This is a genomic window from Weissella viridescens (assembly GCF_001437355.1).
Taxonomy (GTDB): Bacteria; Bacillota; Bacilli; order Lactobacillales; family Lactobacillaceae; genus Weissella; species Weissella viridescens.
This window is the reverse complement of record NZ_JQBM01000002.1, coordinates 284725-298006: the sequence shown is the minus strand read 5'-3', so window position 1 is coordinate 298006 and position 13282 is coordinate 284725. Positions and strand designations below refer to the sequence as shown.

Genomic DNA, 13282 nt, shown 5'->3' with positions numbered 1-13282 from the left:
GAACCGTGGACCCAAGGATTAAAAGTCCCTTGCTCTACCAACTGAGCTATGGAGACATATCGTTTGCTAACAAATTAGCTTACTTAAACCATTATACCGACTCAAATCAAAAATTCAAGACATTTATTTGCATTTTCAGGAATTTTTCTTTATGCTTTAGCTATACATGTAAACACTGAATGGAGAACCCTGATGAGTAAGCAAAAAATCAATATGCCCAATGAAAAAAAGCAAGATCAAACAGTCCCTACCGAAGATCAAATCGACAAGTATGAAGCTCACTTGCTTGAAGAAGCGACTGATACAGAGCCGGTCAAACCTTACCCAACATGGGTTAAGGTCATTGTCATCATCATGGTCCTTATTATTGTACTTGGACTTTTGGCTGCCGCGGCCTACGCTTTTCTATAAAAATCTAAAACAAAAACGCATCAGGCTTTTATCGTCTGATGCGTTTTATTTTATTCGGGGTTTTCTGAAGCAAGTTTCCAACGTAAGTAAGCGTCAATGAACGGATCTAAAGCACCATCCATCACTGCTTGTGGGTTACTTGATTCGTAATTCGTACGGTGGTCTTTAACCATACGATATGGTTGGAAGACGTAAGAACGGATTTGTGATCCCCAGCCGTTTTCCATTTGGCTTCCGGCAATCTTTGCACGTTCAGCTTCCTTCTTATCCATTTCCAATTGATACAATTTAGCTCGCAACATGTTATAGGCTAAATCTTTATTTTGGAATTGTGAACGCTCTTGTTGCGAGGCGACTACGATACCAGTTGGTTCGTGGGTTAGACGCACCGCTGAAGACGTCTTGTTAATGTGCTGTCCTCCAGCCCCAGATGCACGGTAGACATCCATTTTAACGTCTGCTGGATTGATATCAACTTCAACTGAGTCATCCAACTCAGGCATCACATCAATCGACACGAACGATGTATGACGGCGACCAGCTGAATCAAATGGTGAGATACGCACAAAACGATGCACGCCACGTTCTGAACGTAAATAACCATAGGCATTACGCCCGACAATTTTCAAAGTTGCTGAATCGATTCCAGCAACATCCCCTGCATGGTAATCGAGCACTTCGACCTTGAATCCGTGTTGTTCCGCCCAACGCGTGTACATGCGTTGCATATTAGCACCCCAATCAGCGGACTCAGTTCCGCCCGAACCAGGATGAATTTCAAGAATTGCATTTTTCTTATCGTACGGTTCGTTTAAGAGTTGCTCCAAACGGTATGCTTCTAGGTCTTGCGCCAATTGGGCTAGACTTTCATCCATCTCTGCTTGCATATCGGGATCTTCTGGATCTTCAGTCAACAATTCTAATCCAGCCGTTGCCTCTTCAACTTCGTCTTCTAACTTAAGATAGTTATCTCGGCGATTCTTCAAATCATTATTTTGATCAATCACTTTTTGCGCTGCTTCGTGATCATTCCAAAAATCCGGGTGGCTCATCTCATCTTCATTAGCGGCGATTTCGTCATTCATAGCCCCTAGGTCTAATGACTTTCCAAAGTTGTTCACTTCTTCAGTCATCTCATTTAATTGGCGCCGCGCTTCTGCTAATTCCATAGCAACCTCTCTTTCACCTAAAGAAAAAAGTCGGGATGCAATCCCGGCTTTTTTTGTTTATTCAGCACGTAGATTTTGACGAATTTCAGACTTCATGAACAGACGCGTTGAGTCGTATTCAATTGAAGCAATCATTTCTTCAAACATGCGGAATCCTTCTTCTTGATACTCAATCAATGGATTTAATTGACCGTAACCACGCAATTGGATTGAATCACGTAATTGGTTCATATTTTCCATGTGTTCGGTCCAATAGTTATCAACAACACGGAGAATGACAACACGCGTGAATTGCAAGAATTGCTCATCATCTTGTAGTTGTTCAGCCTTTTGGTTGTAGACTTCCTTGGCACGCTTATACAAGTAGTCCTTCAATTGATCACGATCCTTGTTACGCAAATCTGACACATTGATATCATCTTCCGGTACAAGAACAGAACGCGCAAAGTCATTCAATGCGAACAAATCCCACTCGTTTTCCTTACCAATGGTATTGTTGTCAACCACGCGGTTAATCGTACGTTCAACCATTGGCAAAATAACATCTTTCAAAGAATGTTCTTCATCAATGACTTCGTTACGATCTTTATAGAAAGCTTCACGTTGTTGTGACATCACATCATCATATTGCAAAACGTTTTTACGTGAATCATAGTTGTTTCCTTCAACACGACGTTGGGCAGATTCAACTGAACGGGTAATCAAACGGTTCTTGATAACAGCATCTTCATCCTGTAGATTCATTTGCTCCATCATGTTCTTCAAACGATCACCACCGAAACGTAGCATCAAGTCATCTTCTAGTGACAAGAAGAATTGTGAGTAACCAGGATCTCCTTGACGTCCGGCACGTCCACGTAATTGATTATCAATACGACGTGATTCGTGACGCTCAGTTCCAATAACGGCTAATCCGCCAACTTCCTTGACCCCAGGGCCAAGCTTAATATCAGTTCCACGACCAGCCATGTTAGTGGCGATTGTTACGGCACCTTGTTGACCGGCATTGGCAATGATTTCAGCTTCACGGGCGTGGTTCTTGGCATTCAACACATTGTGCGGAATATGACGTTGATCCAAAAGATTAGACAAATATTCTGATGTTTCAACAGCAACAGTACCAATCAAGATTGGTTGCCCCTTACTATGCAATTGTTCAACCAACTTTACAACAGCGTTGAACTTTGAATGTAAGTTAGGGTACAACAAATCCGGTTCGTCGACACGTTGAATTGGTCGATTGGTTGGAATGGTTGTTACTTCCATGTTATAAATTTCGCGGAATTCTTCAGCTTCAGTTTGTGCTGTTCCAGTCATACCAGACAACTTGCTGTAACGGCGGAATAAGTTTTGGTAGGTAATCGATGCCATAGCCCGATTATCTTCTTGAATATCAACCTTTTCCTTAGCTTCCAAAGCTTGGTGAAGACCATCAGAGAAACGACGACCTTCTTGAATACGTCCTGAGAACGCATCGACCAATACAACTTCCCCATCACGCACAACATAGTCCTTATTGTTCAACATTGTATAGTTGGCACGCAAGGCTTGGTCTAGGTGGTGAGTCAATGCTGAGTTTCCATCCGCATAAAGATTTGGTAGGTTGAAGTATTTTTCACCCTTCTTAATTCCTTCATCCGTTAGGTTAACGGTCTTTGATTCCAAATCTACTGTATAGTCTGTTTCTTCTTCCAAAGTCTTCACGAAACGATCAGTTCGAATGTAAAGCTGTGTGTTTTCTTGTGCCGGTGCACCAGAAATAATCAATGGTGTTCGCGCTTCATCAATCAAAATTGAGTCAACTTCATCGACCAAAGCAAAGTTCAACGGACGTTGTACACGATCTTCCTTGCGGGCAACCATGTTATCACGTAAGAAATCAAAGCCGATTTCAGAGTTGGTTGAGTACGTGATATCAGCATCATAGGCTTCACGCTTCTCTTCTGGTGACATATCTGAAACGTTAATACCCACAGATAGGCCGAGCCAGTTATATAGCTCACCCATTTCTTCACCATCTCGTTCAGATAGATACTCATTAACCGTGACAACGTGAACGCCCTTACCAGGTAAGGCATTCAAATAAACCGCCATTGTGGCTGTTAACGTTTTCCCTTCACCAGTTCGCATTTCAGCGATGTTTCCGCCATGCAAGACCAATGATCCCATGACTTGCACCTTAAATGGAAATAGTCCCAATACTCGCTTAGCAGCTTCACGGACAACCGCAAACGCTTCAGGCAAGATATCATCAAGCGTCTTCCCTTGATTTTCAAGTAAATCACGGAAGTATGGGGTCTTGGCTTGAAGTTCTTCGTCAGACAAGGCTGCTATTTCATCTTCGTATGCCATCACTTCATCGGCAGTACGAGATAATCGCTTTAATGTACCGCGATCACTTTCAATAATTTTTCGTAATGGATTAGCCATGCTCAATCTTCCTTTTTTTGTAAAGATTTTTCTTTTTATTTTATGATGCTTATTGTTTGTTACTAATGTTTTGACATTAGCCTTTATACAGAACGAGCCGTTTACAGCACCCATTTTCTGTGTTCAATAACCTTTATATTTTAACATTGTTTGACAAATTATCATAGCCATCTGCAAAAAAACACACCCCAGAGACTGGGCTGTGTTTTTTCTGATTAATAGAATTCTTTAATATTTGCCAATGTTTGTTCACGACCAAGTAATTCAAGCAATGAACCCAAATTAGGTCCTTGTTCTTGACGTGTTGTGGCAATACGCAATGGATTCCAAAGTTCACGTCCACGCACACCAGTTTCGGCTTGAATCTCACGAACCGCGTTTAAGATGTTGTAAGCATCAAAAATTGGTAATGCTGTAAGCTTTTCACTAAACTTAGCCAATAGCAATGGCACATCGTCACCCTTCATCCATTCCTTTTGTGAGTCAGGAATAGCTGTTGGGCCAGGCATTGTGAAGAAAACAGGCTTAATTAGATCAACAATTTGGGCAGTGTATGAAACACCATCCATGTATACATTCATCACTGAACGCAACCACTGCATCTTTTCAGGTGTCAATTCAGCTGGGTCAACCAATTCTGACTTAACTAATTGTTGCATCATCTTATCAAAGACCATGTCTTGATCACCAGTCTTGATCCATTCATTGTTAATCCATTCAAGCTTTTTATTATCAAACTTAGCTGGTGACTTTGACAAACGCTTTTCATCAAATTGCTTAACTAATTGCTTCTTTGTGAAGATTTCCTTTTCACCAACTGGTGACCAACCCAACAAAGCAATAAAGTTCAACATCGCTTCAGGTAAGTACCCCAATTCACGATATTGTTCGATGAATTGCAAGATTGTTTCATCACGCTTAGAAAGCTTCTTACCAGTTTCAGCATTAATGATCAATGACATGTGACCAAAGACTGGAGCTTCCCAACCGAAAGCCTCATAAATCATCAATTGCTTAGGTGTGTTTGACACGTGATCATCCCCACGCAAAACGTGAGAAATTTCCATCATGTGATCATCAACTACAACCGCAAAGTTATAAGTTGGCATCCCGTCAGCTTTTTGAATGACCCAATCGCCACCTACAGTATCTGAATTAATTTCAACATGACCCTTAACAATGTCATCCCAAGCATAAACCTTATTTTCTGGTACATGCAAACGTACGACAGCTGGCAAGCCCTTTGCTTCAGCTTCCGCTTGAGCAGCGACAATTTCTTCATCAGTCATATCAGCATACTCATAGACGTAGTGCGGTGCTTGTTTAGCAGCTTGTTGCGCTTCACGCTCTGCTTGCAATTCTTCCGCCGTCTTATATGACTTGTATGCCAACCCACGATCCAACAAATCTTGAATCAACGGCTTGTAGATATCCAATCGTTCTGATTGACGGTAAGGACCGTATTCACCTGGATTTGCGGGTGACTCATCCCAATCCAAACCTAGCCAAGCTAAATTGTCTAATTGTGAACGTTCACCATCCGCAATATTACGCGTTTGATCTGTATCTTCAATTCGGACTACAAATTCTCCATTGTAATGGCGTGCGTATAGCCAATTAAAGAGGGCGGTACGGGCATTCCCAATATGCAAATGTCCCGTTGGTGATGGTGCATAACGCACACGTACCTTTTTTTCAGTCGTTTCAGTCATTGTTACCGACTCCTTTATTTTTTCTTGTTTTGTCATCTTCTAATATACCGCCGAATGCGGTTTGTTTCAACGCTTTAAACTAGCTTTGCGAAAATCATCCGACCAGCATCAGTCTGCAGAGCAGAGGTTACTTCCACATTAACCTTTTGTTGAAGTTTATCACGTCCATCCTCAACAACAACCATTGTCCCGTCATCAAGATAAGCAACGGCTTGTTGTCGTTCAGTTCCATTTTTAACAAGCGTAACGGTTAAGTGATCGCCAACTTTAATGCTTGGACGTAATGCGCCCGCCAAGGCATTTAAGTTCAATACTTTAACACTCTGGAATTGAGTAACCTTATTCAAGTTAAAGTCATTGGTTACTAAGGCACCATCAAGGTCTTTGGCCAGTTGAATTAACTTTTCATCAACCTCTTTGATGTTTTTGTAGTCGCCTTCCCACATTTCCAAAGGAATTAAAGTTTGCTCGCGTAATTCATTCAATACATCTAAACCACGTCGACCACGTACTCGTTTAATCTCTTCACCTTTATCAGCCAAATATTGAAGCTCATACAAGACAAAGTTTGGTACCAATAAAGTCCCTTCAATAAAACCAGTCTTAACGATATCAAGAATCCGGCCATCAATCAAAATATTTGTATCCAAAATTTTATAATGATGGTAGTTCTCTTCGCCAGCCTCAGCCGCCTCATCATCATCCTTCTTATGCCCACGAATTTTTGTCAGACGCGACATATTATTTAGCGAAGGAATTAAATTCCGCCACTCATCAATTCTGGTTGTTCCGAGTCGAAATCCCAAATATCCGAATAATAGCATAATTAAAACCGGGATGACTGAACTCATAAGAACACTATCCATACGTTGGAGTGGTGCTGTAATAAAGACCGCTAAAGCTAACCCAATCAAAGTTCCTAATGAGCCAACTAATAGCATCAAAGGAGATTGTCGATTTAGGAAATTTTCAATTTCTCGAATGCCGTTGTCAACATAACGCCAAGTTGGCACACTAATAATAAAACTAATCAGCCCACCACTTAAGAAATTTACCACAACATTGTTTAACCATAAGTCATTTTGGACTCCCATCACCCGCCATAAAACCGGTAGTACATTAATGGTCAATGCACCGCCTAAAATGATGTAGGCCAATTGAATGATTCGTTTACGCATCTTCAATTAACTCCTCCTAATCTAGCGCCCGCTGCAATGCATCGGCGAGCGTTTTAACACTGACAACTTCGATATCCGTAATTTCGTCTTGTTTTCCTTCAAGGGCTTTTTGTGGTACAAAAACGCGCTTGAATCCCAATTTTTGCGCTTCCAAGATACGGTCAAGCATCCGCGGTACTCGACGAATTTCACCAGTCAACCCAATTTCACCAACAAAGGCGTCTCCCACACGGGTTTCTTTATCACGATAACTTGATGCAATTGCAACAGCTAAGGCCAAATCAATCCCCGGTTCCTCAAGTTTTACGCCTCCAGCCGCACGGACATAGGCATCCTCATTTTGCATCAACAAGTTGGCCCGCTTCTCCAACACGGCCATCAAAACTGAAACACGATTGCGATCAATCCCAGAGGCCGTACGTTGTGCATTACCAAAAACCGTCGGTGTCACTAAGGCTTGCACTTCCACCAAAACTGGACGCGTTCCCTCTAAGGCAACGACAACAGCTGATCCACTCGCATGCTCTAAGCGTTCTTCCAAAAACATTTCTGAAGGATTTTTCACTTCACTCAAACCTTCATGCACCATTTCAAAGACACCTAATTCATTAGTTGAACCGAAACGATTTTTAGCCGCTCGCAACAACCGGTAACTACGTTGATTATCACCTTCGAAATACAAAACCGTATCCACCATGTGTTCCAAAATTTTCGGCCCTGCAATCGCCCCTTCTTTGGTCACGTGACCGACAATAAAAATGGTAATGCCGTTCGTCTTGGCAATTTGCAAGAGTTCCGCCGTGGTTTCACGAATTTGGGCAACGGACCCAATGGCCGAACTAATATCAGGTTGTTGCATCGTTTGAATTGAGTCAATCACGACAAAATCGGGCTTAGATTCATCAATCGCTTTACGGATAGCTGACATGTCCGTCTCTGGATACAAATAAAATTCTGCATCCCCTTGAACCCCCAACCGCTCTGCTCGAAGTTTAATCTGTGACGCACTTTCCTCACCGGAAACATATAGAACACGTTGACCATGACTTGATAAGTCACCTGAAATTTGTAGCAACAGTGTTGACTTTCCAATCCCAGGGTCACCACCAATTAGAACCAGTGAGCCTGGCACAATGCCACCACCTAGGACGCGATTAAACTCTTCGGATTGTGTTAAGATGCGCGGCGTTTCTTCGATATCAACTTCATCAAGGCGTTCAACCTTTGCCGTTTGTCCCGCTAAGTTTACACGCGACTTGCGATCTGCTTTTTCTGGTTGTTGTACTTCTTCAACCAAGGTTCCCCAAGCACCACATGAAGGACAACGTCCCATGTAGCGTTGCGAAACATTACCACAGTTTGAACACACAAACTGCGTTTTTGCCTTTGCCATCATTACTCCTTACTTGATGCCAGAACTACCAAATCCACCGATACGATCTGCTTTAGTATCCTGTGCATCATCATCCGTCACTAGGAATGGCATAAAGATTCCTTGCGCAATCCGTTCGCCTTTTTTAATTGTACGGTCAGTAAGTCCCCAGTTAATCATTTGGACGAAAATCTCACCCTCGTTTTGCTCGTTATCGACATAATCAGCGTCAATAATACCGACACCATTAGGCAAAACAAGTCCACGCTTAAGCGGATTTGATGAACGATTTGCAATCATCAAATACTCATTTTCTTCCATGTACACCTTAACGCCCGTTGGTACAAGTAGTGGCTTAACATCGGCCTTGGCCTGCTTCATTTCATCCGTTGTCAATGCTTCACCAATACGGATCTTTTTTAGAACACGTAAAAAAGGGACACGCCAAATTGACGGTAGGGTAAAATCAGTTGCTGCTTGGAAATCATATCCAGCCGCTTGCTGTGTCGCACGCTTAGGCAATTCTAAGCCGGCGTCAGAATATTTTTCAACAATTGCAAATTTTCGAGGCATATCATTTTCTCATTTCATATAAATTCATACATTCTATTATAACCAAAAAAAGTAGATTACTAAAGTCATTCACCCTATTCAGCCTTAACATCATCATACTTCGCATCACGGGTGAATGCTGCCTTAGCATATGCACAAACAGGTTTCAACTTAATATGTTTCAACCGCGCCTCTTCAGCCAATCGGTCCAATAATTGTCCAGCCATCCCCGCTCCTCGTAATTCAGGCGCCACAAAGGTATGATCAACTGTCCACACATCAGACGTGTTACCTTCAGCGTAGGTAATCTCAGCTGTCGTTGTCCCAGTATCATCTTCCAAATAAAAGCGACCTGGTTCATGCAAAAATTTATAAATCATTTATTGCCCCCTTCTTAACGTAAACTACCGACAAAGTCAGGTTCCCATGTTTTTGAAACCGTTTGAATCATGACAATGCCACCCATCAAATCAACCGTAAGATATCGTCCACCGCCTAGGTAAACGCCTGCATTCGAAATCAAATCAGGGGTTCCCCAAAACAATAAATCCCCTGGCATGGCTTCGTTCAATGGCAAATGCTGTACACTTGCCAATTGTTTTTTGACGTCATTGGAAAAACTAACACCATAAATATTATTATATATATATTGAATTAGCCCGCCGACATCAAAACCAGTTTCTGGTCGGTTACCACGTAATTGGTAGGGTTTGCCTAACACGCGCTGAACAACATCCGACAAATTCGCACGCATGCTATCCATAACCATTTGCATCATCGTATTCTGAATCTTTTGGGTACGTGTTCCTGGTGTGAAATATGCTGAGACAATTTCAAAAGCATTTTCACCGTCTGGCGCTTTAAAAACAATCTCACTATCAACTTCATCATAATCATTTGTATGAATCACACGGCCGGGTTCCATCTTATAAGCCATTTTGCCACCTTTTTCTTAATGATACAAAAAAACGAGCCCGCATAAACGAGCACGCGAGCTAACATTTTTTCAAAATTAGTTAATGAATTGAAGGCCAGCAGCTGAAATTGTACGAGTGTGATAAGCCATTCCAGCGTAGTTTCCTTCAGAAATTGTAATGGTTCCTTCAGGGTTAACTGCATCGACCATAGCCACGTGACCATACACAGAATCTGCGCCACCAACTCCAGCACCGAATACTGCAATTGATCCAACTTGTGGTGTACCACTTACTGAGAAACCAGCTGCAGCGGCGCTGGCAGCCCAGTTCGTAGCGTTACCCCAGTAGTTACCAGCCCAAGGAGCTGCATTCTTAACGAACCAAGTACATTGACCAGCTGGATATGTATTAGAAGCGTCTGTAACTGCGTGAGAAGCTGAGGCAACTGATGTTGTCGCCACTTGTTCTGTTGTAGCAGCAACCGGCTTAGCTGAAACTTGTGGTGCAGCAGTTTCTGATGCACCCTTTGTAAGCTCAAGATTTTGACCAACGAAAATCAAGTTAGGATTCGTTACATTGTTAATTGATGCCAATTCATCAACTGAAACACCGTTCGCCTGAGCGATTGAATAAAGTGTGTCACCTGATTTAACGGTAACTGAGTCAGCTGAGGCAACCGCTGTTGCCCCACCAAATGCAGCAGCCGCTCCAACTGTAGCCAATAATGTATTCTTTACTGTCGTCTTCATAATTCCCCATCCTCCAAAATGCTATCTACTTTTCCAAATTTGTTTTTAATTACTAACAAATACTCGTTGAGTATACTACTACGCTTTTGCATTTGAGTTTGCTCGCATTTTCGTTTCAATTACTTTTGTTACATTTAAGTATCGATAAAATCAAAAACACTGACGCAATGTCGTTAATAAATTCACAATTATTATTGTATCATACCTTTACTTTTTCTTAAACATTCTGAACGAAATCCACAAAAAAAAGACTATCATTTCTGATAGTCGTTTCATTTTTGAAACAGATTATACTTCTGGATCTGCTTCTAATCATCATTCGCTTCGTAAGCTTGATCCTCAGCTACATCAACAGCTTCAGCTTTCGCATCAACCTTTTCTTCTTTTTCATCAACAACTTCTTGGTCAGGATCAGTTTCAGCAACAATCCTGATATCATCGTGATGTACTTCTGCACGCAAATCCTTCACTCCTGGGTTGTCTAGGTAGAAGTCGGCAATTTGATTTTCAAGTTGATTTTGGATGACACGACGTAGTGGACGTGCTCCCATCTTTGGATCGTATCCTTCATCAACCAACATATCCTTAGCTGCGTCAGTTACATGAACATGCAAGCCCTTTGCAGAAATCGTCTTGTTCATATCATCAAGCATCAAGTTAACAATCTTGTGTAGGTTGTCCTTGCTCAAAGCATCGAATTCAACAATCGCATCAAAACGGTTCAAGAATTCTGGCTTGAAGTAAGGTGCCAAGCGATCCATCAAAGGTGTATCTTCTGGTGCATCTTGGCCAGCGTTAGATGTCATGATGACAATCGTATCCTTGAATGAAACAACATGTCCTTGTGCATCTGTCAAACGTCCATCATCAAGAATTTGTAGGAACATATTCATGACATCAGGGTGAGCCTTTTCAACCTCATCAAAAAGCAAGATTGAGTATGGGTGACGACGAACAGCTTCAGTCAATTGACCAGCCTCTTCGTATCCAACATATCCAGCAGGTGCTCCGATTAACTTAGAAACTGACTGCTTCTCCATGTATTCTGACATATCGAAACGAATCATGTTGTCTTCAGTACCAAACAATTCCTTTGCCAATTGCTTTGCAGTTTCTGTCTTACCAACTCCAGTTGGTCCAACGAACAAGAAGCTACCAATTGGGCGACCTGACTTGTTAAAGCCAACACGATTACGACGGATTGATTGTGCAACTTGTTCAGTTGCCTTCTCTTGTCCAATCACGTGGTCTGAAAGGTTCTTATCCAAGTTCTTCAATTGTGTTTGCTCTGATTCAGCCAACTCACCAACTGGAATACCAGTCTTCTCTTCAACAATCTTTTCGATGTCACGCTTTGTAACAGTCTTAGTTGAATCATCTTGAGGCTTTTGGCTTTTAATTGATTCTAGTTGCAAAGTCAATTGATTGATTTGGTCACGCCAGTAACCAGCCTTCTCGAAATCTTCATCATCAGCAGCTTGCTTCTTGTTTGCTTCAGCTGCATCAATCTTCTTTTGGATTTCCTTTGGATCTCCGACCTTCAATGAAAGATTCTTCTTTGATCCAGCTTCATCCATCAAATCGATGGCCTTGTCAGGCAAGAAACGCTCTTGAATGTAACGGTTTGACAAATCAACAGCAGCTTGGATAGCCCCTTCTGAATACTTCACCTTGTGGTAATCCTCATACTTAGGTTGGATACCTTTCAAGATTTGAACAGCTTCATCAGTTGAAGGTTCATCAATCATAACTGGTTGCAAACGACGAGCAATCGCTCCGTCCTTTTCAATGTCACGGTATTCGTTCAAAGTTGTTGCACCAACTAATTGGAAATCTCCACGAGCCAATGCTGGCTTCAAAATGTTTCCAGCGTCCATTGAACCTTCTCCAGTTCCACCGGCACCCATGATTTCATGAATTTCGTCGATGAATAGGATAACATCCTTACGCTTTGAAACTTCATCCATTAATTGTTGCATACGCTCTTCAAATTCGCCTCGTACACCAGTTCCTTGAACAAGTGAAACAACATCCAAACGAATGACTTCCTTATCTTGCAACTTTGCTGGAACCTTGGCATTAACAATCGCTTGTGCCAATCCTTCAACAACAGCTGTCTTACCAACTCCAGGTTCCCCAATCAAAACTGGGTTGTTCTTTGAACGACGGTTCAAAATTTCAATGACGCGATCGATTTCATCATCACGTCCGATGACTGGATCAAACTTGCCACGACGAGCAAGCTCAGTCATGTTAATACCATATTGATCCAACATTCCTTTTTCTTCTTTTGGTTGTTGTGGTGCGCGTTGTCCACGCATTTGTTGATTTCTAATTTGATCTTGTTGTGACCGACTCATGCGTGATGCATCATTATTCATCATCCGAAAAATATCATCAAAGTCTGAAAATCCAAATGTATCTTGTGCCATAATTACGGCCTCCTAATTTCTGTACAATGTTTTGTATCTGTAGTTAACGTCCGTTAGAAGCGGTTGCCTTAACAACCCGGGGTAACACTTACTTCTTAGCCATTCCTAACTTACAAATACTATATTAGCACTCTATCGAGTATAGTGCAAGTCTTTTTTGAGGTTTCTTCATAAATTTGACATATTTGTCACATTTATGTGGATGCTGCCATTTAACGGCTTCATCAACTTTAAATAGGCGCAAAACAGCACTCTTTTTTAAAACTTTTAAACTCGGGTCACTTTTTATAAAGTTTTGTTGTACAATGAAAGCAATGTTTTATAATTGTTAATTTACATATGTAATAGAGGGGAATTTTT

The 13282-nt window shown here is 41.7% G+C and carries 11 protein-coding genes; 1 reads left to right on the top strand and 10 read right to left on the bottom strand.

Annotation, left to right across the window (positions count from 1 at the left end):
* Positions 1 to 192: 192 nt before the first annotated feature.
* Entirely contained in the window at positions 193 to 411 is a 219-nt protein-coding gene (locus IV50_RS04015; protein WP_057745434.1) for a hypothetical protein, read from the top strand.
* A gap of 50 nt (positions 412 to 461) precedes the next feature.
* Here the strand turns inward: IV50_RS04015 and prfB are convergent, their stop codons facing one another.
* From prfB to IV50_RS03965, 10 genes are all read right to left on the bottom strand, one after another.
* A complete protein-coding gene (gene prfB / locus IV50_RS04010; RefSeq protein WP_057745431.1) occupies positions 462 to 1580 on the bottom strand; it encodes a peptide chain release factor 2 in 1119 nt (372 codons plus the stop codon).
* Positions 1581 to 1637: 57 nt separating this feature from the next.
* Positions 1638 to 4010, bottom strand: a complete 2373-nt coding sequence (gene secA, locus IV50_RS04005; RefSeq protein WP_057745429.1) for a preprotein translocase subunit SecA — start codon at positions 4008 to 4010, stop codon at positions 1638 to 1640.
* A gap of 215 nt (positions 4011 to 4225) precedes the next feature.
* Positions 4226 to 5722, bottom strand: a complete 1497-nt coding sequence (gene gltX / locus IV50_RS04000) for a glutamate--tRNA ligase (protein WP_057745425.1) — start codon at positions 5720 to 5722, stop codon at positions 4226 to 4228.
* 74 nt (positions 5723 to 5796) lie between these two features.
* Positions 5797 to 6900: a PIN/TRAM domain-containing protein gene (locus tag IV50_RS03995; protein WP_057745422.1), complete on the bottom strand. Its 1104-nt coding sequence runs from the start codon at positions 6898 to 6900 to the stop codon at positions 5797 to 5799.
* Positions 6901 to 6916: 16 nt separating this feature from the next.
* Positions 6917 to 8293 carry a DNA repair protein RadA gene (radA, locus tag IV50_RS03990; protein WP_057745419.1) on the bottom strand — a complete coding sequence of 459 codons (1377 nt, stop codon included), beginning with the start codon at positions 8291 to 8293 and terminating at the stop codon, positions 6917 to 6919.
* Positions 8294 to 8302: 9 nt separating this feature from the next.
* A complete protein-coding gene (locus tag IV50_RS03985) occupies positions 8303 to 8845 on the bottom strand; it encodes a dCTP deaminase/dUTPase family protein (RefSeq protein ID WP_057745416.1) in 543 nt (180 codons plus the stop codon).
* A gap of 74 nt (positions 8846 to 8919) precedes the next feature.
* Positions 8920 to 9204, bottom strand: a complete 285-nt coding sequence (locus IV50_RS03980) for a GNAT family N-acetyltransferase (RefSeq protein WP_057745413.1) — start codon at positions 9202 to 9204, stop codon at positions 8920 to 8922.
* 14 nt (positions 9205 to 9218) lie between these two features.
* A complete protein-coding gene (locus tag IV50_RS03975; protein ID WP_057745410.1) occupies positions 9219 to 9761 on the bottom strand; it encodes a C40 family peptidase in 543 nt (180 codons plus the stop codon).
* A gap of 75 nt (positions 9762 to 9836) precedes the next feature.
* Complete coding sequence (locus IV50_RS03970) at positions 9837 to 10490, bottom strand: COG3942 and LysM peptidoglycan-binding domain-containing protein (RefSeq protein ID WP_057745407.1); 654 nt, start codon at positions 10488 to 10490, stop codon at positions 9837 to 9839.
* 308 nt (positions 10491 to 10798) lie between these two features.
* Positions 10799 to 12922 (bottom strand): ATP-dependent Clp protease ATP-binding subunit, encoded by a 2124-nt coding sequence (locus tag IV50_RS03965; protein ID WP_057745403.1) that lies wholly within the window; start codon positions 12920 to 12922, stop codon positions 10799 to 10801.
* Between the last annotated feature and the right edge of the window lie 360 nt (positions 12923 to 13282).